The organism is Streptococcus sp. 27098_8_51 (assembly GCF_041432205.1).
GTDB lineage: Bacteria > Bacillota > Bacilli > Lactobacillales > Streptococcaceae > Streptococcus.
Genome location: NZ_JAPVZE010000001.1, coordinates 288,006 through 309,848, shown reverse-complemented (window position 1 = coordinate 309,848; position 21,843 = coordinate 288,006). Strand labels below are relative to the sequence as shown.

Here is a 21,843-nt window from a genome sequence, read left to right as displayed (position 1 = left end):
GGTCTTCTCCTTTATAGTGTGACTGGTCCTTTAGTTTTTTTTCAATAAGAAAATCAACTAAAAGATGCGAATAAACCGTTTCTGCACTTTATCACAAGTATAACCAACTTTTTCATAAAATGCATGAGCTCCCAGACGATGATCAGCAGAGTTTAAGCGGATAAACCCATAACCCCGTCTTTTTGCTTCTTGATCCAACCCTTGCAGTAAGTTTTTACCGATACCTTGCCCTTGTGCTTGAGGTGAAACCGCTAAGCCTAAGATATTAAATCCTGCTTTGGAATAGAGGGATTCATAAACTTCAGCATGGACATATCCAAGTAGGACATGGCTGACTTCATCCTCATAACCAAGTAGGAAATGATGAGAATCCTGAGACAGTCTAGCTAGTTGACTAGCTGTGTCCTCTGAACTAAAAGAGTAGCCCAAAGCCTCTTGGTTAATCTCACATATAGCATGCACATCTGTTTCTTGCAAATCTCTTAGCATCTCATTCCTCCTCAAAAGAAATCTCTGGCAACCGAGCAAGAATATCTTCTCGCTTAATCGCCCCCTGGCGTAAGATTTTCACCTTATCTCCAGACAAATCCAAAATCGTCGAATCCTGTCCAGTTAAAGAAGCATCGTCCTCCAGACCCAAAACCTCTTGGTCAAAATCCTCTAGAATTTGAGCAAAGGTCACTCCACTCGCCTGACCCGAGATATTGGCAGACGGCCCAATCAAGGGTCCTGTCTCTCGAATCAAATCCAGTGTAATGGGATAACTCGGCATCCGAAATCCCACCGTTGAAAGACCAGAATTGACCCAATAGGGAACTCGGTCATTGGCTTCGAGGATAATGGTCAAGGGACCCGGTAAAAAGGCCTCTACAATTTTTTCTAGATAAGTTGGCTGATTCTTTGAAAAGTGCAAGATGTCCTCTAGAGAAGCGACATTAAGATTGAGTGCCTTATCTCTAGGACGACGTTTGAGTTGGTAAACATGGTCGACAGCTTTTTCGTCTAAGGCCTTAGCAAAGAGACCATAAACTGTCTCTGTAGGCAAAACAACAGCTCCGCCCTTTTCCAACTCTTGTCTAATCCTGTCCATCATCAACCACAACCATCCTATCTTGACCAAATTGGTCCTTGAGTGTTCGTACCCGTTTTTCAGGAAGATGTTTCCTAAAAAGCGCAGGAACACTTTGACCTTGCTTGTATCCAATTTCAAGGTAAATCTTACCACCATCTGTGAGATAGTCTTTTGCATCTTCCGCAATTCTGCGGTAAATAGCTAGGCCATCCTCATCTGCAAAGAGAGCTAGATGAGGTTCTGAATGCAAAACATTCAAACCAACCTCTGACTCATCTTCACGAGAGATATAGGGTGGATTGGATACAATTATATCATATTTTTCAGAAATTTCTGCAAAACAATCAGATTTTTTAAAAAATATATTAAGATTTTGATTTTTAGCATTCTCTGATGCAAGCTCTAAGGCGGCTTGGGAAATATCTGCTGCTGTTACTGACCAATCTGGTCTGTTTTTTGCTAATGCAAGAGCTATGGCACCACTTCCAGTCCCGATATCTAGAATATTAAGACTTTCCTCAGGATTTTCTGTGAGGATAAGTTCCACCAACTCTTCTGTTTCTGGACGAGGAATCAAAACTCGCTCATCCACTTTTAACTGCATTCCAAAGAAATCTGCGTGACCAATGATATACTGAGCTGGTTTATGAGACGCTAACTGCTGGAAAATTTCTTCTACAAATTGTGTTTCTTCCTCTGTTACCTCTTGCTGGAGGGCAAAGACAAAGTCTGTAAAAGAGAGATTTTTTAAGCTACGATAGACAAAAGAGAGGCTTTCTGCTTCCTCTCCTTGTCTTATCAACTCTTCTTCAAAATCTGAAAATAATTGAGCTAATTTCATTATTTGTTTAATTCTTCTAATTTTTGTGTTTGGTCATAAAGCACCAAGGCATCCACAACTTCATCCAATTTACCAGACAAAATCGTATCTAGTTTTTGGAGGGTCAAGCCAATACGGTGGTCTGTGACACGGTTTTGTGGGAAATTGTAAGTACGGATACGTTCTGAACGGTCACCAGTACCAATAGTAGACTTACGCTCAGCGTCTTGTTCATCCTGAGCAATCTGAGCAAAGTGGTCAGCAACACGGGCACGAATAATCTTCATAGCTTTCTCACGGTTCTTCTGCTGGGTACGTTCTTCCTGCATTTCAACCTTGATATTGGTTGGCAAGTGAACGATACGCACGGCAGTTGCAACCTTATTGACGTTCTGTCCACCAGCACCAGATGCGTGGTAAATGTCAACACGAAGGTCTTTTGGATCAATATCGTATTCTACTTCTTCCACTTCAGGCATGACAAGGACTGTGGCAGTTGAGGTATGAACACGGCCTTGGCTTTCTGTCACAGGGACACGTTGAACACGGTGGGCACCTGATTCGTACTTGAGTTTAGAGTATACAGATTGACCCGAAACCATGGCAACCACCTCCTTGAAACCACCCACACCGTTCATAGAAGCTTCCATGACTTCAAAGCGCCAGCCTTGGGCTTCCGCATACTTTTGGTACATAGTTAGCAAATCTCCAGCGAAGAGCGCTGCTTCGTCTCCACCAGCAGCTCCACGGATTTCAAGGATGATGTTCTTATCATCGTTTGGATCCTTTGGAAGGAGCAAGATTTTGAGTTTTTCTTCGTATTCTTCTTTTTCAGCCTTGGCATCTTTGAGTTCTTGCTTGGCCATTTCCTCCAAGTCCGCATCTCCACCTGATTCCTTAATCATCTCTTCAGCGTCAACGATGTTTTGAAGGACTTGTTTGTACTCACGGTAGGCTGTTACTGTGTCACGAGTTGAAGCTTCTTCTTTTGAAAGCTCCATGAAACGTTTGGTGTCTGAAACGACATCAGGGTCACTCAGCAATTCTCCTAATTCTTCATAACGGTCTTCTACAGCTTGTAGTTGATCATAGATGTTCATTTTTCTTCATTCTCCTTATTGATTTCAGGGGCAAAATAATGTTTTCGGCAGACTGAGATATAGGTTTCATTGCCACCTATTTGAATTTGTTCACCATCATAGACTGGCACACCATCCTGCGTACGCAATACCATAGTCGCCTTTTTCTTACAGTACTGACAAATGGTCTTGATTTCGTCAATCTTGTCTGCTAAGAGCAAGAGGTATTTGGAACCTTCGAACAATTCATTGCGAAAGTCATTCTTCAAACCAAAAGCCATGACAGGTATGTCTAGCTCGTCCACAACACGAGCTAGGTCGTAAACATGGTGACGCTTGAGAAACTGGGCCTCATCGACCAACACACAGTAAGGTTTTTCAGGTAAGTCTCGGATATAGCCAAAGATATCTGTCGTTTCCTCAATCGCAATGGCTGGGCGTTTCATGCCGATTCGACTCGACACATAGCCAACACCGTCACGCGTATCCAGAGCCGAAGTCATAATCACAACTCCCTTTCCTTGCTCCTCGTAGTTATAGGCCACCTTGAGAATCTCAATCGTCTTACCAGAGTTCATGGTCCCATAACGATAATACAACTGTGCCATGCTTCTATTTCACGTCCATTTCTAAATTTTTGCTACATTCTAGTATATCATAATTTTCTGAAGCTTTAAACGGCAAAATGTGGTAAAATAGAAGAAATCAAAAACTAGTGGAGGAAGCTATTATGCCATTTGTACGCATCGATTTATTTGAAGGTCGCACGCTCGAGCAAAAGAAAGCTCTTGCTAAGGAAGTAACGGAAGCTGTTGTCCGTAACACTGGAGCCCCTCAATCAGCCGTTCATGTCATCATCAACGACATGCCAGAAGGGACTTACTTCCCACAAGGAGAAATGCGCACCAAATAAACCAGCTTAAGCAGTATTGCTTAGGCTTTTTCAATCTCCAAGTAGCATCCATTGAAGAAATAGTCTAATTTTGTTACAATTTGAAGAGATGCTTGGATACATATCCAAAGAAAAGAAATACAAAAGGAATTAGTATGATTACACGTGAATTTGATACCATCGCTGCTATCTCTACTCCACTAGGTGAAGGAGCCATTGGTATTGTCCGCCTGAGCGGAACAGATAGTTTTGCTATTGCCCAAAAGATTTTTAAAGGAAAAGACTTGAGCAAGGTTGCAAGCCATACTCTCAACTACGGACATATCGCTGACCCTCAAACTGGTAAGGTCATGGACGAGGTTATGGTTGGAGCTATGAAGTCTCCAAAGACCTTCACTCGTGAGGATATTATCGAGATTAACACTCACGGTGGGATTGCGGTAACCAATGAGATTCTCCAGTTAGCTATCCGTGAAGGAGCTCGATTGGCTGAACCTGGTGAATTTACCAAGCGCGCCTTTCTAAACGGTCGTGTAGATTTGACACAGGCTGAAGCGGTGATGGACATCATCCGCGCCAAGACAGACAAGGCCATGAATATTGCAGTCAAACAATTGGACGGTTCTCTTTCTGACCTCATTAATAATACTCGCCAAGAAATCCTCAATACACTTGCCCAAGTTGAGGTCAATATCGACTATCCTGAGTATGACGATGTTGAGGAAGCTACTACTGCAGTCGTCCGTGAGAAAACTATGGAGTTTGAGCAATTGCTAACCAATCTCCTTAGAACAGCTCGTCGTGGTAAAATCCTTCGTGAGGGAATTTCAACTGCTATCATCGGACGTCCCAACGTTGGGAAATCGAGCCTCCTCAACAACCTCTTGCGTGAGGACAAGGCCATCGTTACAGACATCGCTGGTACGACACGAGATGTTATCGAAGAATACGTCAACATCAATGGTGTTCCTCTCAAATTGATTGATACAGCTGGTATTCGAGAAACAGATGATATCGTGGAGCAGATCGGTGTTGAGCGTTCGAGAAAAGCCCTCAAGGAAGCTGACTTGGTACTACTAGTATTAAATGCCAGTGAGCCACTGACCTCCCAAGATCGCCAACTATTAGAAATCAGCCAAGATACCAACCGCATTATTCTGCTTAACAAAACTGATCTGCCTGAAGCGATTGAAACTTCGGAACTACCTGAAGATGTCATCCGTATTTCAGTTCTTAAAAACCAAAACATCGATAAGATTGAAGAGCGCATCAACAATCTCTTCTTTGAAAATGCTGGTTTGGTCGAGCAAGATGCTACTTACCTATCTAATGCCCGTCATATTTCCTTGATTGAAAAGGCCGTTGAAAGCTTACAAGCTGTTAATGAAGGGCTGGAACTGGGGATGCCAGTTGATTTGCTTCAAGTTGACTTGACCCGTACTTGGGAAATTCTCGGAGAAATCACTGGAGATGCCGCACCTGATGAACTCATCACCCAACTCTTTAGCCAATTCTGTTTAGGAAAATAAGAAAAATCCATGATCCTTCTTGCGGTCATGGATTTTATTGTCTTTATTAGTAATCTGGTCTAAGGACACCTGTTACAGTTGCCTTAGTTGCTTCGTAGTCGCCATCTACGACAACTTTGATAATGCGTTTAGCATCTTCTTCTGGTGCTGGAACTAGAGGTAATCGAGTTGGTCCAGCTTCGAATCCCATATAGTTAAGGACCGCCTTAACTGGAGCAGGACTTGGATAAGAGAAGAGGGCATTGACTTTAGGAATGAATTTACGCTGAATAGCTGCAGCTTTCTTCATATCGCTTTCTGCAATGGCAGTAAACATCTCGTGCATCTCATCTCCATTTGTATGGGAGGCAACAGAAATAACCCCATCCGCACCAAGGTTCATGGCATGGAAGGCATCTCCATCTTCACCTGTATAAATCAAGAACTCTTCTGGCTTGTGCTCAATCAAGTAAGCCATATTAGCCAAGCTGGTACATTCTTTAACACCGATGATATTTGGGTGGTCAGCCAAGCGAAGCATGGTTTCTGGAGTTAATTCAACAACTACACGCCCTGGAATGTTATAAATGATAATAGGTAAATCTGATGCATCTGCAATAGCTTTAAAGTGCTGATACATGCCTTCTTGAGAAGGTTTGTTGTAGTATGGTACGATCGCAAGTCCAGCAGCGAAGCCACCAAAGTCTGCTACTTCTTTGACAAACTCGATCGAGTCACGTGTATCATTGGTACCTACACCCGCAATCAAAGGAACACGTCCATTAACAATCTTTTGTACAGCCGCAAAGAGTTCCAACTCCTCATCGTGGGTCAAGGTCGGACTCTCAGCAGTCGTTCCAGCTAGAAGAATGCCGTCTGTGTGATGGGCCAATAAATGCTCAATCAAGGCTGGAATGGCATCAAAGTTGATGGAGCCATCCTCATGGAAAGGGGTAATAAAGGCCGTGATGATTTTACACTCTTTTAAATCTTGATAAGACATGAGAAACACCTCTCTATTTCAAAGAAGGAGTTCATCTGAACTCCTAAACGATATGACTATTTTAATTCAAATTTCAACTCAGCTGTTGGACGAACCAATCCACGTTCATGAAGCGTTTCTGCAATCTGAACTGAGTTCCAGGCAGCACCTTTGAGAAGGTTATCTGAAACAACCCACATGTGGATTCCTTTTTCTGCATCCAAGTCTTTACGGATACGACCAACAAAGGTATCACGTGAACCAACTGCATTGATGGCTTGTGGATAGATTTGATGAGCTACATCATCTTCAAGAACTGCACCTGGGAAGGCTGCGATAGCTGCTTTCACTTCTTCGATTGGGGCCACTTCTTTTGTTTCGATATAAACTGACTCAGAGTGAGCTGATAAGACTGGAATACGAACACATGTTGCAGACACTGCGATGCTGTCATCTTCCATGATTTTCTTCGTTTCCTTGGTCATCTTCATCTCTTCGTAAGTGTAATCATTGTCTGTGAAGACATCGATTTGCGGAAGAGCGTTAAAGGCGATAGGATAGTGTTTCTTGTCACCACCTGAAGGCAAGATTTCCGCATGCAAATCACGTGGATTCACACCATCATTCAAGACTTCACGAAGTTCACGTTGTGTTTCAAGAATCGCTCCCATACCTGCACCAGAGACTGCTTGGTAAGTTGAAACGATGATACGATCCAAGCCCCATGTTTGACGAACAGGCTCAAGAGCCACCATCATTTGGATTGTTGAACAGTTAGGGCAGGCAATGATTCCGTTGTGGGCATCAAGTGCATGAGCATTGACCTCTGGAACAACCAAAGGAACATCTGGATTTTGACGGAAATAAGATGTGTTATCTACTACTACTGCCCCAGCTTGAACTGCGTATGGTGCATACTTAGCTGATGTCGAACCACCTGCTGAGAAGAGTGCAATATCAACACCCTCAAAGGCTGTCTCAGTTGTTTCTTCAATCGTAATATCTTGGTCTTTAAATTTCAAAGTTTTGCCTGCTGAACGTGCAGAAGCAAGGTAACGAATTTTATCGATTGGAAGTGTTGATTCTTCCAACATTTTTATCATCTGAGCTCCGACAGCACCTGTCGCGCCGACTACAGCAACTGTATATCCCATAAATAACCTCTTTCGGAATTTTCTAAAAATTTCTATAATAGATGTATTATACTACTTTTTCCAGAAATTGAAAAGCATTTTTGGGTTATATTTTCTGAAAATTAAAAATCCCTAGTCATTGACCAGGGACTAAGAGGCATCTTCATGTGATGAGCAGGTTCACACAACTCATCAAGGTCCGCTCCTGCGTTATGACCTCCTTATGCTCAATAGCAGTCCGAAGACTGCCTATCGACTCATCGCATCTACTATTCTACTAGATAGAGTCACTTTTGTCAACATCCAAAACTCTTGGGCTTCATTTTCATAGAGGTATAAGAAAAGCCTTGGTCTCCCAAGGTCATTTTGTTTCTATCATGCTAATTGCCGGGATTGAACCGGCGACCTCATCCTTACCATGGATGCGCTCTGCCAACTGAGCTAAATCAGCTTACCTAAAAAGTATACTATAGTTCTATGTTCTTGTCAAGCGCTCTCTTTTAATTTTATGGAATGAAAAAAGCTAGATTTAGCAAGAATCTAGCTTATAAACTTCTTATTTTGTTAGATCGATTCGCTGTCCCAATTTACCAATCAAAATCGCTCCCACTATAAGTGATGCAAACTCACCAATTCCAGTAGAGAACCATGTGAAGAAGAAGGGAGCTTCTGTCAAGATATGGAGTTCAGCTGCAATGGTAATCATTGAAATGGAGAAGAGGATTGAAAAGAAGAAATGATCTTTTCGAATCAATCCGTTAAAGAGGTAATCTTTGCTGTATTTTGCAAAGAGCAATACCCCTAGACTAAGGAAAACTAGGGTAGAACCTCCACCGACAAAGACATCTATTAGGCCAAAACTACTAAATAAATTAGCAATCATACATCCAATTGTCACACCGATGATATATTTAGGGTTGTAAAAGGCCAAGAAATTCAACATTTCTGAAATACGGAACTGATACGCCCCAAAACTAAGAACATTGATTGGTGGCGTAATAGTCAAAACTACATAAATAGCAGCAACAATGGCAATATCTGCCATGTCACGAACAGTTAATTTTTTCATGTTTTCTCCTTTGGCGGTTTCCCGCGTAAAATATGCTTGGTGAAAGAAGCTAAGCACCAAGGGTTGAGGTTATCAACCTTACTAGTATAGCACATTAGCCCGCTTTATGCTATACTAAAATCATGAAAAGACTAATAAAAGCTTTCTTTGATAACGAGATTCTCTCCTACCTATTTTTTGGTGGTGCTACTACTCTGGTTTCTATTTCATCACGTTTGGTTATTTACCATATCAGCCACCAGGAATTCCTCGCAACTGCCCTCGCAAATATTATTGGGATTCTCTTCGCCTTTCTCACAAATGATACAATCGTCTTTAAACAAGTGAGAAGGAATTGGCCGACTCGCCTGGCTAAGTTTTTCTTAGCTCGTCTCTCTACTCTTGGACTGGACCTTCTTTTAACTTATATCTTTGTTACAACCTTTCCTGATGTTATTGGCCAGTTTGTTGAATATAATATAGATAGGGTTAATATGATTGAAACTATCCTAGCACAAATTTTGATCATCATTTTAAACTATATTTTCAGTAAAATCTATATTTTTAAAAGGGACAACTGACCGCTTTAAGCGTTCAAGTTGCTTTTTGTCACAATTTAGGATATAATAAATTAGAAAATTAGGAAAGGAATTTATGAAAATGTTAAAGGATCTTAAAGAATTCTTGCTTCGTGGTAATGTCGTTGACCTTGCTGTCGGTGTGATCATTGCCTCTGCTTTTGGTGCTATCGTTACTTCATTTGTTAATGATATCATCACTCCACTCCTATTGAACCCAGCCTTGGAAGCTGCGCAAGTACAAAACATCGCTGAGCTTGCATGGAATGGTGTTACATATGGTAAATTCTTGAGCGCTGTTATCAACTTCCTTGTTGTGGGTACAGTTCTCTTCTTCGTTATCAAAGGTATTGAAAAAGCTCAAAACCTTCGTAAGAAAGAGGAAGTGGTTGAGGAAGCACCTGCTGCTCCAACTGAACTTGAAGTTCTTCAAGAAATCAAAGCTCTTCTTGAGAAAAAATAAAACAGATAAAGGATCTAGCTTAAAGCTAAATCCTTTTTCTTTACTCTTTTGGTAACTTCCCAGCCTTTTCGAGCATTTTCTTAATCAAGTAAGGCATCTTCACATTTTCACGACCTTTTTTCTCAATGAGTTTTTTGACAAATTCTGGCATCTGAAGGTCGTCTGTCTCCTCCATGATGTCCTTGGTAGTTGCCGAAGGTGCTAACTCATCAAAAGTTTCTTCTTCTGGGAGAAAAGCTTTAAATTCTTTGTCTTCATTGGCTCTTACAGTAGCAACTAAAGCGTCAATTAAACGGCTATCCGTATTGGGCATAGGTGGACGATGGTAGGTGACATCTAATTTTTGACACAACTCATAACATTCCACATCATTATCGAACAAGACTTCGATGTGCTCACTGATAAAACTAATCGGGACAAAAATATAATGCTCGGGATGTTGCTTTTGTTCTCGTAAATATTCTAAAACGTCTGGCTTGATCCAAGGGATTCCAATATCACTTTCGCTCTGCCAAGTATTGGTATACTGGTCGGCTGTTAGGCCGAGTTGTTCAGCGATTAGCTTGCTATTATCGAAAATTTGATCGATATATGGATCTCCATAGTCTAAGGCAAAAATGGGAACACTGTGTGCTGAAAAGATTACCTTGAAAGATTCTTCTCCCACATGGTTTCGTAAAATTTTGCTAATCTCATCAGTCCAGAAGTCCAGCAAAGCCTGTTGTTGATACCAGTCCTTAATTACTAAAAATCGGATCTGTTGGCTTTCCAGAAACTTTTCATACCCCATGACTGAGTAAAAAGAATAATGAGGTTCCAAAATCAAACAAATACATTCTTCAATACCATCAGACTCCATCTGCTTGATCACATCAGGGATAAAGGGCCGAGAAAACTTATTGGCAAAGTAGATACCGTACTCCTCGCCTAAACGTTCCTTGACTAAATCAACCTCCTCACGTGTAATCCGCTGCAAGGGCGTCCCACCGATAAGGACATAGTTGTCATAGAGAGTCTGAATCTCGTGGTCTTGGGGTCTAACACCACGACGAATATTTGTAAAAAATTCTGCTACTCCTTCAAAACTAATCTCCTCTGGAGATCCAAAGGTCATCATTAATATAGCTTTTTTCATGTTATCATCCTTATGATATTATTTTCACTATCTATTCTATCATGAAAGAAAAAAATAGTAAACGCTTCCGACGTCTACTATTTCTTTTGTTCTTTTGTCTTTCTATCTCGCCTTATGATTAGGATGATAACGACAAGGAGTAAAATAACGATAATCAGGAGAAGAAAGGCAAGGATATAAATCCAATGCGTTGGTAGGCCTTGATCGAAATACCGCGTCCCTACTGCTTCCCCACTTTTATCCTGGGCTGCTTTTACTGGTGCATCCGTTATTTTAGCTAAGAGGATATGCCGTCCGTTGGTAATATTAAGGAAACAGGTGCTTAATAAAACAATCTTGTCCGTTGAGGTCAAGGAAACATCTCGCTTGTACTTGGCTTTACTTAGCAAATATTGATAGTAGGCCTGGTGTTCCTCATCGTTGGAACTCAAAGTTCGGTAAATCTCCGTGTCATAGGCATCTACTTCTAAAATTCCAAATATCTCAAGCCCTCGTTCACGGCCGTTATAATAGATAGAGCCATAGCGATGCTTTTCAAAAAAATCTTGATCCGCAAATTTTTGAATCTCCCCAAACATAGCACCAGAAGCCATGGAGTGACCATAAATGATGGTGTTAAAGTCCGTAAAATTTGGGTTAAAACGATAGTCTAGGAATATAGAACCTGACACAGTATAATCGCCAAAGGCATTGCGGTCAAGGTATTTGACATTGTCCTGACTCTGTAAGAGAGGATAGTCTACCTTGGTCCCATCGAGGCTAATCCAACCACAAACATCCTTGTTGAGGTGTTGCAAGGTTTCAAAGCCCGTACTGCTGGCATCCTTTTCAATGGGATTATAATGATCGTAGTCGCTCGCAAGAGCTCTATCAGCTGTAAAAAGACAGAAAAAAGCTAGAAAGAGGGATAGAATGGCCTTTATGGCTTCGCGACTTGTACTTGTTTTCATATTTCCTTCTTTCTCCTTTCTAGCCTTGAAAATAAAAGAGCAAGAGAGGCTGTCCCTTTCTCTTTTATTGGTAGTTTAGTCAGTAATGGTATCTGCCCCTTCTTCCTTTGCTTCTCTTCTACGACGCAAGATCAAGTAGAGGATGATGAGCAAGAAGATCAATAGCAAGAGCAAGATAAATAAGATGATATACCATATCCACAAAGGAATCGATGAGAGAAATCGTCCGAGCGACGAATCATCAAAGACGCTGTAAGGAAATGGTTTTGATTTTTTCGTATGGAAGGTGTTCTTTGGAACCGTATCCGTAATCTTGGCAACTACGATATGTCTCCCATTTGTTACGTCTAGGAAACAGGTACTGAGAAGGATGATATGGTCATTTGGCCCCAGTGTAATGTCTCGTTTGTGAATGGCAACCGAGAGTAAGTGATCGATATATTCTTGGCGCCGATCATCCCCATTAATACCTGGATCGTAGATGTTAAAGTCATAGGCGTCCACCTCGAGCATTTCAAAGATTTCAAGACCTTTTTCAACGCCATTATAGTAAATACTGCCGTAGCGATGCTGGTCAAAAAATTCCTTATCAGAAAACTTTGCTACATCTCCAAACATAACCCCATTTTCTACATGGTGTCCGTAGATGATGGTATTAAAGTCTTCGAACTTGGATTCATTTCGAGCCTCAAGGAAAATAGCCCCTGTAGCTGCAAATTCTCCCTTGGAATCCTTGTTCAGGTATTTTTCATTGTCTTTGGCTTGAACTAAGGGATAGTCGATATTGGTGCCATAGACATTGATCCAACCGAGAACCTCTGGATTGACTTGCTGTAGCTTGTGAAAGCCAGAAAAACTAGCAAGCTCATCCTTCTCACTGGTACTAACAGGTCTATAGGCCTCATACTCACTTGATGAAGCCTGAGAATAAACCTGATTGGCATCCCAGAGGGCGTAGAAACCAAAGAGAAAGACTAAGGCTGTCAAGAGGAGCAAGATATGATTCATCAATGCATCTACAGCAAGTACCAGACGCCTAGACAAACTCCTTTTGGGTTTCTCACGCTTGATTTTCATCGGTCAAACCACTTGCTTAAGCTTGTCTGCGTTTTTTAGACAAAACAACAAATCCAGCCAAACCAAGACCAATCATCAAGATGAAAGGAAGGTTATCAATCAAGAGACCAGTAGGGGTAACGTCTGGTAAGCTATTTGTGATAGTGTTATCGTTTGGTTTTTCACCAATAAGGATACTATCTTGAGTGAAATTTGTAGAAACTGTACCAGCTTGATTTTTTGATGCTCCGTTCTCCTTATATGCAGCTGAAGCTGTGTAACCTTGAGATCCAGTTTCAACCAATTTATAACGAGTACCAGCAGGAATTGTGTCAAACACCAAAGATTGATCGTGACGTAGTGTTATAGTCGTTTCTTGACCATAGACAAATGTTTTTGAGGTTTCACCGATTTTACCAGTGATTGATTGTGAAGTTTCTGTAGATGCTTTTGTGAAAGTAAGCTTGAAAGTAAAATCTTTTGATTTATCTGCAGTAGCACCTGATACAACTTTTTTAATTACTAAAGATTTAGCATTTGGGTCAACTTTTGAAACATTTGGTTTATTAGGGTTTGGTTCATTTGGATCTGTAATTTTACCAGCATTTTTACGATAGATGTTAGTGAAAAGATCATATTTGTAAGTAGTTCCACTTTCAGATGGTTTTACTTTACCATTCACACTTGGGGATACTTGTTTAAAATACACAGAAGAAATATATGTTCCTCCTGTAGTTTTGTTCTTAACAATAACGTGCATTTCATAGTTGCGATTATCATATGTCATAAAATCAATAGGTGAACCATTTTTTTGAATAACTTTCCAACCAACATTTTGTTTTTCAGCAACAGTATAGACATATTCACCAGCATGTGTATAGTTCACTTCTCTAAAAATATCGCCGGTTTCTTTCTTTATGCTAGTTTGTCCAGTTGCTAAAACGTCTGTTCCAGAATATGATACATTTTTATCTGTAATTTGACCATTAGAAGAATCAATCGTTTCATAAGGTGCACCATTTGATGATGTACCAGTTTTAGGGGTGAAAGTAAAAGTAAAGGTTGCTTCAGGTGTTGTAATTCCTTCCGCAATATTCAACACCTTATTAATAGAAACTTTTGCGCTTGTTTCACCAGTTGCTTTGGCAGTTGCCACATCATTATCATCCGCAAATGTTGGCACTCCTCTAAAGACCGACAAGGCGGTTACAGCTGCAATGCTTGCAGTAACTAATTTTTTCAAAAATGTTTTTTTCATGATTATTCCTTTTATTTTTAAATTTCTTTTTTCATAAATTATCATCAAAAGCCCCGTCGCCTTAAGACTGTTACCACCTTGCCATGGGTATCCTGTATAGGAATGGTTCCAAAAGCACGACTATCTACAGCCGTTGTTCGATTGTCCCCGAGGACAAAGAGTTGTCCTGCTGGGACTTTCATTGGGAAGGTAGCCCCTTCCTTATAGAGCAGCGTTTCTTTGTAGATATCCTGCTCTTGTTGAGGAGAACCGTTGATGATGAGACCATTTTCGTTTATATCGATCGTACTTCCTTCGGTTGCTATGACACGCGCCACTCTTTCCTTGCCCTTATAACTATAGACGAGCAGGTCACCAATCGAATAACGTTTATCCAACCTATAGTAGACAACCAAGTCGCCATCTTTTAAGGCTGGCTTCATGCCATCGTCATTGTATCTCAATAGTCCAAAGACAAAAAAGTAAAGGGTGGCCAGTACAAACCCAACCATCAGAAGCTTACTGACTAAGTAGAGGATATCTCCCCATACACTCGGCGGAGACTTATCCCGACTGACTTGTGTTACTGTTTTCTTATGTTTCTTTTTAAGTAGCATTATTTTCTCCTATGTACCACTAGATAGCCGAGTAGGATTGTAAAGAAGATACCTCCTAGAGGAAGGATTATTCCTAACACGAGTGTACTGCTGAGGAAGTCAACTCCGGTTTCAGGTACACTATTCTTATTATTCGTGACTGTCGCGGACTTATCCCCATCCAGTTTGCCTTCTTGATTCTCATAAGATACCTGATATCCACGAGAAGAGTTTGATTCCTCTTCAATAGTGTAGTGACTATTGAGTGGAAGTCCATCAATTTTTATGGTTTGATCTTTGTTTAGATCTATAGACGCTCGACCGTTCGTAAATTGCAAAGGAATTCTTTTATTATTCACCGTTGCATTATAGGTTCCATTCAATGGACTGTTCTGAGCATCCCTGATGTTAATGGTAATCTTGAAGGATTTTAATAGATTGGCAAATACACCTGTAACTTTTTTTGTGACTGATAAACTTGGAAGCTTGTGATTTGTGACAATGGTGGTCTCGTCTTTATTCAGATCGCCCTCTTGATTCTCATATGTAACGTGGTAACCATTCGTTGATGCCGCTTCTTCTTCAACCTTGTAATGGGTTCCTCGAGGAAGATAGCTTAGAATACCTTTCCAACGTTTTCGTTTTTCGACACGGATCTCCGCTTCTCCATTCACAACAGTTATCTCGCCAAAAGTTCCATTCAATGGCGTAGAATTAGGAGAGGTTAGTTTTACCTTAATCCTAAACTCTTTGTTCAAGTTACTTTCAGCTTCCAACACTTTCTTAATCGTCAGACTTGGCAATTGTTTATAGATTACCTTGAAGGATGGTTTAGTTTCTGTACCAACATTTTTTATTTCTTTGGTAAAGGCGGGGACGTCTGGTGCAATTAAATCGTATTGATATCCTTTGGCAACTTTTTCAAAGTTCCTCGTTTCATTAGATACGTTTTTACTAACATTCACATTGGTCTTTCGATAGTCTTGATTATCAGGACCTCCGTTCTTGTTCTTTTGAACCAGTTTCAGTTCAACATTACTCGGTTGATCAGCTGTAATGACAGTTCTCGCACCCGTCACACCTTGCCATTCAACTTCCACTGGTACCGTTAATGGATCTGAAGGCTTAAAGGTTGGGTTGTCAGAGTATTCTTTGGTCTTGGTTTGAGAGGTGCCTATTCCATAGGAATAGGTGACACTGGCACCTTTATTGGAGTAGAGTTTATTGACATCCGAACCTTCAGCATCACCAGCCTCTAGTTTTTTATCACCAGCAATGGCATCCAGAGCATCTTGACTAGATGTAACAGTGAATTTGAGGACATATCTAGCTCCATCTTCTAAGGAATAATTCGGAGAAAAGTTAGCCGTAACTTCCACTAATCCTTCTGCCGTTGTCTTGGTATCAAAAGTTACTTGCTCTTCGGTTAATGTTTCACTGCTACCATCCTTTTCTTTCACTACACGAAACTCTGACGATCCGTTCGGTAATAGCTGGACATACTTAGAAAGAACATCCTTGATGGTCACGTGGTGGATTCCCAGTGGCAGAATCTTATCAGTAATATCTTTGAAACTGTCTTGTAACTGGTCTTCATCATTTGCAGAGAATATTTCATTTGGAATGGAGGCATTATGTTGCCTCATATAATATTGCAGACTGGTAATACTGTCGACATTGTTTGAATAACGAAATTTAATCGAATAGAAACCATCAAGTGTTGGAGCCAAGCTATATGATAGACTATTTAGATTATTATTTAATCTATCCCAAAACCACTGGGGAGCTGTTTCGATATTAGGATCTTCGTTATTGTAGTTATATATAGTGTAACCATTGGCATCGTAGACCATATTCGCAAAGCCATCTGAAAGCAAAATAACGACTTTCTTAGCATTAGATCTTGCACTTCCCATTAACTGGTTGGCCAAGGTTAATCCAGCCCCAATATTGGTCCCGGTACCAATACCTGACTCAGTACCAATGGAATTACCTCCTGCAATACTCATGTTGTATACCGCTGTTTTAGCAGCACGAGCATTGTTACTCCATCCTAAAATCGTGTTAGCATCATCCCATGGTGAAACGCCATCATAGTATTTTGTCATCCGTTCATAGGGCCAGTATGGTCTAAAAAGTCTCCATTTATTTCCATCCCAATACTGATCATTCTTTTTATTGTCAATTTTCCCACCAAATCCTACCATAGATAAACGGTTATTAGAATTGGATAGAATGGTATCAATTAAGCCCTTACGACCATTTGTTCCTTTTAGAGTATTTTTCAATGCGTCAATCCGACTGATCGTCCGTCCATCAAAAGATTGGACATCCTGATTCTGCATACTTCCTGAGAGGTCTGCTACTAAAACAACATCCAAGGGATCCGTTTGGGTTTCCGTTCCCAGTTTGGACGTGATATCCAATGACAACTCATACTTGTCATCCTGTCCCGATATCGGAGTAATTGTCTTGTGAAGGGTTGTCTGAGGTTCTATAGTAGAATCAGCATTTAACAGGCTTATCGGAGCACACAAAAAGAGAATAGCTAACAGTGTAACTAAACGGCGCGCAATAATTTGAACTTTCTTAAAATCGAAGCGAATGTTCATTTTATTCTCCTTAACTAGAATGTACTAATATTGTTACTATATCAATCTAGGACATTTACAAGATAATTGTACAATAAAGTTCACGCAGTGTCAATTAATATGATTAATTTTATATTATGTTAATTAATAAAAGAGTATGATTCTTCTTTGTCTTTCAAACTATTCTATGGTAAAATGAAAAAAGAATAAAAAAATCTCATAAAATATCAATGCATATATTTTATTCTAGAATATCCAAAATTTCATTTAAAAGTCTATTGAATTTGAATTATTATATTTTTTCAAAATTCATGAAATTTTCTGAGTAAGGTTTTTTCCGAAGTTTGCATTCTATTTTATGATTGTTAAAGGAGTTTTTATGACTTATCCGAACCTTTTAGATCGTTTCTTGACCTACGTTAAGGTCAATACGCGTTCTGATGAACACTCTACTACTACTCCAAGTACGCAAAGTCAGGTAGAGTTTGCGACCAATGTTCTTATTCCTGAAATGAAACGTGTCGGTCTGCAAAACGTCTACTACCTTCCAAATGGTTTTGCTATTGGTACCTTACCAGCTAATGATCCCAGCCTTACACGCAAGATTGGCTTCATCTCCCACATGGATACTGCTGATTTTAATGCTGAGGGAGTTAATCCACAAGTCATCGAAAATTACGATGGTGGAGTTATCGACTTGGGTGATTCTGGATTTAAACTCGATCCTGTTGATTTTAAGAGTCTTGAAAAATATCTAGGCCAAACCCTCATCACAACTGATGGCACGACCTTGCTGGGTGCTGATGACAAGTCAGGGATTGCTGAGATTATGACTGCTATTGAATATCTGGCTGCTCATCCCGAAATCAAGCATTGTGAAATTCGTATTGGTTTTGGCCCTGATGAAGAAATTGGCGTTGGTGCCAATAAATTTGATGCAGATGACTTTGACGTTGACTTTGCCTATACTATTGATGGTGGTCCGCTAGGTGAACTTCAATACGAGACTTTCTCAGCAGCTGCTGCTGAGCTTCATTTCCAAGGGCGCAATGTTCATCCTGGTACTGCAAAGGGTCAAATGGTCAATGCCCTTCAGCTAGCGATTGATTTTCATAATCAACTTCCTGAGAATGACCGACCTGAACTGACAGATGGTTACCAAGGTTTCTATCATCTTATGGATGTGTCAGGTAGTGTTGAGGAGGCGCGTGCAAGCTACATCATTCGAGATTTTGAAAAGGATTCCTTTGAAGCTCGTAAAGCAGCTATGCAGTCTATTGCTGATAAGATGAATCAAGAGCTTGGGAATGATCGCGTTATACTCACTCTCACTGACCAGTACTACAATATGAAGGAAGTCATTGAGAAAGACATGACACCCGTTACCATTGCTAAAGCTGTTATGGAAGATTTAGGTATCACGCCAATTATCGAACCAATCCGTGGCGGAACAGATGGCTCTAAGATTTCCTTTATGGGAATTCCAACTCCAAATATCTTTGCTGGTGGTGAAAACATGCATGGACGTTTTGAATACGTGAGTCTTCAGACCATGGAGCGTGCGGTGGATACCATCATTGGTATTGTAGCTTATAAAGACTAAAAAAGACGAGGTAGCTCAGCTACTTCGTCTTTCTTTTTATTCGTTTGGTTGAGCACTTGGCTCAGTCTCACTTTTCTCTTGCTTTTCGCTTGATTGAGAAGCAGTTGTTTCACTGCCTTTCTCAGACTTAGATTGACTGTCAGTTTCACTTGCTTTTGAACGAAGTTCTTGGTTCAAGCTAATGATATCTTTAGCTAGAGTGAGGAGATCTTCTTTATCACTACTTTTAGCTGCGAGTTGATCAAATAGGGCATCAACACGTTCAAAGTCAGCATCGGTTCCTTTGTTATCCTCTAAGTACTTGTGAAGAGAGAGCAAGATATTATAGAGTTTTTGGTAGATAATCACCGTTTGTGGATCTTGTTCTGCTTCTTTTTTCTCTCGTTGGATAGTCGCTGCAATACGATTCAAGAGATCCTCAAGTTGTGTTTTAGCTTCGTCAAGGTCTGCATTTTCCTTTTCAGTAGCCGCTTTGATATTAGCTGCTTCTTCAGCTAGGGATTGTTTGACACCATCTTCTTTGACACGTGCTAGGAGTTGAGCAGCTTTAGTTAGGAGAGCATCCACTTCTTCCTTCTTAACATGACTAACCCGCTCTTCTGGCATAAAATCACCGTAGAGTTCTTTTAGGAATTCATAGATGGCGGTCTTAGCAGTTTGACTATCTACTTTTTCCGTATCTAGAATAGTCTTACCAGCTTTTGTAGATACGGGTTCTTCTTTGAGAGCTTCTTCTACTTCTAGCTTAGTTTGGTAAATAGTTGGGAATAACTTGTTCAAGTCGGTTGCTTTGAGGAAAGATTGTGACTGGTAAAGTTCCCATGTCAACTTGGCAACACGGTTCCGAAGTTCTTCTCTCAAACGACCATCAGATACATGTTCATAGAAATACTTGATGTACTCTACTGTTGTAACCCCTGTCCGATCTCGGAAATCTTGCAAGGCCTGAAGTTTCGCTTCAATGGCAGCCAACTCTGTCTCATCCTGAGCTAGTTTTGCTTCCTGCAAATGTACCAAGAGATCTTTCTTAGGCAAGCCATAAGTATCTGTATCCAGTGTATTGATCTTATCTACAAGGGCTTGATACTTCTTATCTAAAGGTGAAGTTTCAACTGGTGCCACACTTTGATCCACATGGATGTATTGTTTATCAAAGAGATCCAAGGCTGCTAGGTATCCAGCAGTTGAGTTTGTTGCCAGTTTTTTCATATTTTCGGTGAACTGCCCCAAAGCAAGTTCAACCCGTCTCTGCATGATTGGCTGGTCTTTGTAGAGATTTCTGCTATCTGCTAACAGTTGATCCACCTTAGATAGAACTGTTTGTTCATCAAATGCTCCAGGTTGATAGGTCGATTGTAGGGCTGGAATCTTATTTTTCAAAGCTACTTCATAGCCCTTAGTTTGAACCTTGATGTAGTGATTGTGGTCTCCGTGAGGAATCACAAAACTACCACTTTCTACCTGTAAACTATAAGGAGATACCCCATCACGTAGGGCAGTCGTATACAGTTCATTTAGGAAATCCAGTTCTGGGTTCCCAGTTTGGAGAGGAATACGAACATGTTCTTTTCGAACAGCATAGGGATGGATATGGGTTGGATCATAGGCTTGATCCGGATTTCCAAAGACAAAGAATCCATTTGAAATACGAATCGCTTCGAGCGGAACTCCGTATGTCTGTGAGATATACTTGATTTTTTCTTCATCGCTAGCATCTCTTGAGAAACTTTCCACAGTCTTTGCAAGTGGTTGAACGTGCTGCGACTGATGATTTTCTTTCAAGTGATCCTGGGCAGCTTTGATTTGAGCTGCAGTCAAGTCCTTCTTAAAGAAATAATGAGCGTGATCTCCATGAGAAACTACAAACCCTTGCTCATCTTCACTAATAACACGGTCAGCTGCAAAACCATGATCATGTTCTTCACCGTGGTGGTCATGCTCCACTCCATCATGGTCATGATCTTCATGGTTGGTATCTTGACTTCCTTGGTCACCGTCTTGGTCATGATGATGATCTTGTTGAGCTGGATGCTCTACTGGTTTACTTGGATTTTCCAAAGGTGTTGGCTTCCCACTGTCGCTAGATAAAGGAATCATACGCGCAATCTTTTCTTCCAATGCAGAAAGCTTTGTATATGGGATGAAATGATAGTGATTTCCGTGAGGAATCGCCACACCACTCGGTGTTCTGCTTGAAATCTTAGCAGGGTCAAAAATCAAGCCATCTGATTCAGCATAACGTTGACTACTTGGAAGAGCATAGAGTTGCTGCAATAGAGTTTGTAAGCTCTCTTCTGGATTGCTTGGTCTTTCAGTTTGTTGACTAGGATTAGTGGTTTGACTGATTCCATTTTGACTTGGACGATAGTCAGTCACACTCGGTTGTTTTCTAGTTCCAGAAAGGTAGGCTTGGGCAGCAGCCAATTCACTAGCAGACAAGGAACTCTTTGGGATATAGTGATAATGTCCACCATGAGGGACGATATAAGCATCACCAGTATCCTCAATAATATCAGACGGATTAAAGATGTAGCCATCATCTGTAGTATAACGACCTTGTGATCGCGCAAGCGCCACTGCACTGTTAGAAGTTGGTGCATCATGAGTATGACCTTGTTTTTGGCGCTCAATTTCGTCCTTCGTACGAACATTATCAGCATGAGCCACATCTTTAAGGTAGACATAATACTTGCCATCCACCTTGATAATGTAACCACCTTTGATTTCATTGACAATATCAGCATCTTTCAGTTGATAATTGGCATCTTTCATCAACAGTTCTTCGCTGAAAATCGCGTCAAAAGGAACTTTACCATTGTAATAATGGAAATGATCACCATGTGAAGTCACATAACCTTGATCGGTAATTTTCACAACAATTTGCTCAGCCTGAATGTCTTCTTTTTTGCTAACTTGATCTGGTGTCTGATTCTCTGTTTTTTTAGTGTCTTGCTTCCCATCGACATAAGACACACGGTTATTGTCCTTATTTTCCTGCGATCTATACTGGTTCAATGCATAAGCGCAAAGACTCAAGGATACGATAAGAGCTGATCCAGCTGCTATATATTTTTTACTGAATTTCATAAATCCCTCATTT

At 40.6% G+C, this 21,843-nt stretch carries 20 protein-coding genes, 1 tRNA gene and 1 riboswitch; of the genes, 5 read left to right on the top strand and 16 right to left on the bottom strand.

Going from position 1 to position 21,843, the window contains the following annotated elements:
- Positions 1 to 57: 57 nt before the first annotated feature.
- From O3622_RS01485 to O3622_RS01465, 5 genes are read right to left on the bottom strand one after another with little or no spacing between them, the layout of a single operon-like run.
- Complete coding sequence (locus O3622_RS01485) at positions 58 to 489, bottom strand: GNAT family N-acetyltransferase (RefSeq protein WP_038805300.1); 432 nt, start codon at positions 487 to 489, stop codon at positions 58 to 60.
- Position 490: 1 nt separating this feature from the next.
- Positions 491 to 1,093 carry an L-threonylcarbamoyladenylate synthase gene (locus O3622_RS01480; RefSeq protein ID WP_038805301.1) on the bottom strand — a complete coding sequence of 201 codons (603 nt, stop codon included), beginning with the start codon at positions 1,091 to 1,093 and terminating at the stop codon, positions 491 to 493.
- On the bottom strand, positions 1,077 to 1,913 hold the full coding sequence (gene prmC / locus O3622_RS01475; RefSeq protein WP_371606920.1) for a peptide chain release factor N(5)-glutamine methyltransferase: 837 nt from the start codon (positions 1,911 to 1,913) through the stop codon (positions 1,077 to 1,079). Before prmC ends, O3622_RS01480 begins: the two co-directional genes overlap by 17 nt.
- Positions 1,913 to 2,992 carry a peptide chain release factor 1 gene (prfA, locus tag O3622_RS01470; RefSeq protein ID WP_001028815.1) on the bottom strand — a complete coding sequence of 360 codons (1,080 nt, stop codon included), beginning with the start codon at positions 2,990 to 2,992 and terminating at the stop codon, positions 1,913 to 1,915. Before prfA ends, prmC begins: the two co-directional genes overlap by 1 nt.
- On the bottom strand, positions 2,989 to 3,579 hold the full coding sequence (locus O3622_RS01465; protein ID WP_000068127.1) for a thymidine kinase: 591 nt from the start codon (positions 3,577 to 3,579) through the stop codon (positions 2,989 to 2,991). The genes prfA and O3622_RS01465 overlap by 4 nt, the downstream gene beginning before the upstream one ends.
- Before the next feature lie 122 nt (positions 3,580 to 3,701).
- Between O3622_RS01465 and O3622_RS01460 the strand changes: the two genes are divergently transcribed.
- The gene (locus tag O3622_RS01460; RefSeq protein ID WP_001117401.1) at positions 3,702 to 3,884 is read left to right on the top strand and encodes a 4-oxalocrotonate tautomerase; all 183 of its coding nucleotides are present in this window, start codon (positions 3,702 to 3,704) and stop codon (positions 3,882 to 3,884) included.
- A 134-nt stretch (positions 3,885 to 4,018) separates the two neighbouring features.
- Positions 4,019 to 5,392: a tRNA uridine-5-carboxymethylaminomethyl(34) synthesis GTPase MnmE gene (gene mnmE / locus O3622_RS01455; RefSeq protein ID WP_044020826.1), complete on the top strand. Its 1,374-nt coding sequence runs from the start codon at positions 4,019 to 4,021 to the stop codon at positions 5,390 to 5,392.
- Positions 5,393 to 5,438: 46 nt separating this feature from the next.
- Here mnmE and dapA read toward each other — a convergent pair whose 3' ends face one another.
- The 4 genes from dapA to O3622_RS01435 form a co-directional block, all read right to left on the bottom strand.
- Complete coding sequence (gene dapA / locus O3622_RS01450) at positions 5,439 to 6,374, bottom strand: 4-hydroxy-tetrahydrodipicolinate synthase (RefSeq protein WP_000121600.1); 936 nt, start codon at positions 6,372 to 6,374, stop codon at positions 5,439 to 5,441.
- 56 nt (positions 6,375 to 6,430) lie between these two features.
- Positions 6,431 to 7,507, bottom strand: coding sequence for an aspartate-semialdehyde dehydrogenase (locus tag O3622_RS01445; protein ID WP_000542496.1), 1,077 nt, complete (start codon positions 7,505 to 7,507; stop codon positions 6,431 to 6,433).
- A gap of 357 nt (positions 7,508 to 7,864) precedes the next feature.
- Positions 7,865 to 7,937, bottom strand: a tRNA-Thr gene (locus O3622_RS01440).
- Between the two features lie 105 nt (positions 7,938 to 8,042).
- Positions 8,043 to 8,555, bottom strand: coding sequence for a QueT transporter family protein (locus tag O3622_RS01435; protein WP_000737303.1), 513 nt, complete (start codon positions 8,553 to 8,555; stop codon positions 8,043 to 8,045).
- Positions 8,553 to 8,649, bottom strand: a riboswitch (PreQ1 riboswitch). (Overlaps the previous gene by 3 nt.)
- A gap of 28 nt (positions 8,650 to 8,677) precedes the next feature.
- Here O3622_RS01435 and O3622_RS01430 point away from each other — a divergent pair.
- Positions 8,678 to 9,115: a GtrA family protein gene (locus tag O3622_RS01430; protein ID WP_044020828.1), complete on the top strand. Its 438-nt coding sequence runs from the start codon at positions 8,678 to 8,680 to the stop codon at positions 9,113 to 9,115.
- 79 nt (positions 9,116 to 9,194) lie between these two features.
- On the top strand, positions 9,195 to 9,575 hold the full coding sequence (mscL, locus tag O3622_RS01425) for a large conductance mechanosensitive channel protein MscL (protein WP_033629813.1): 381 nt from the start codon (positions 9,195 to 9,197) through the stop codon (positions 9,573 to 9,575).
- 40 nt (positions 9,576 to 9,615) lie between these two features.
- Here mscL and hemH read toward each other — a convergent pair whose 3' ends face one another.
- The 6 genes from hemH to pitA all read right to left on the bottom strand — a co-directional run bounded on the left by hemH (position 9,616) and on the right by pitA (position 17,161).
- Entirely contained in the window at positions 9,616 to 10,710 is a 1,095-nt protein-coding gene (gene hemH / locus O3622_RS01420) for a ferrochelatase (RefSeq protein ID WP_044020830.1), read from the bottom strand.
- Between the two features lie 77 nt (positions 10,711 to 10,787).
- Positions 10,788 to 11,660 carry a class B sortase gene (gene srtB, locus O3622_RS01415; protein WP_049477724.1) on the bottom strand — a complete coding sequence of 291 codons (873 nt, stop codon included), beginning with the start codon at positions 11,658 to 11,660 and terminating at the stop codon, positions 10,788 to 10,790.
- A 75-nt stretch (positions 11,661 to 11,735) separates the two neighbouring features.
- On the bottom strand, positions 11,736 to 12,737 hold the full coding sequence (gene srtB, locus O3622_RS01410) for a class B sortase (protein WP_000695090.1): 1,002 nt from the start codon (positions 12,735 to 12,737) through the stop codon (positions 11,736 to 11,738).
- Positions 12,738 to 12,753: 16 nt separating this feature from the next.
- Positions 12,754 to 14,019 carry a Spy0128 family protein gene (locus O3622_RS01405; RefSeq protein WP_049478738.1) on the bottom strand — a complete coding sequence of 422 codons (1,266 nt, stop codon included), beginning with the start codon at positions 14,017 to 14,019 and terminating at the stop codon, positions 12,754 to 12,756.
- On the bottom strand, positions 14,019 to 14,570 hold the full coding sequence (gene sipA / locus O3622_RS01400; protein WP_000924791.1) for a PI-2 pilus system signal peptidase SipA: 552 nt from the start codon (positions 14,568 to 14,570) through the stop codon (positions 14,019 to 14,021). The genes O3622_RS01405 and sipA overlap by 1 nt, the downstream gene beginning before the upstream one ends.
- The gene (gene pitA, locus O3622_RS01395) at positions 14,570 to 17,161 is read right to left on the bottom strand and encodes a PI-2 pilus tip adhesin PitA (RefSeq protein ID WP_049489685.1); all 2,592 of its coding nucleotides are present in this window, start codon (positions 17,159 to 17,161) and stop codon (positions 14,570 to 14,572) included. Before pitA ends, sipA begins: the two co-directional genes overlap by 1 nt.
- A gap of 358 nt (positions 17,162 to 17,519) precedes the next feature.
- Here pitA and pepT point away from each other — a divergent pair, with 358 nt between their 5' ends.
- On the top strand, positions 17,520 to 18,743 hold the full coding sequence (gene pepT, locus O3622_RS01390; protein WP_371606919.1) for a peptidase T: 1,224 nt from the start codon (positions 17,520 to 17,522) through the stop codon (positions 18,741 to 18,743).
- Between the two features lie 36 nt (positions 18,744 to 18,779).
- Here pepT and O3622_RS01385 read toward each other — a convergent pair whose 3' ends face one another.
- Positions 18,780 to 21,830 carry a pneumococcal-type histidine triad protein gene (locus O3622_RS01385; RefSeq protein WP_371606918.1) on the bottom strand — a complete coding sequence of 1,017 codons (3,051 nt, stop codon included), beginning with the start codon at positions 21,828 to 21,830 and terminating at the stop codon, positions 18,780 to 18,782.
- Positions 21,831 to 21,843 lie beyond the last annotated feature (13 nt).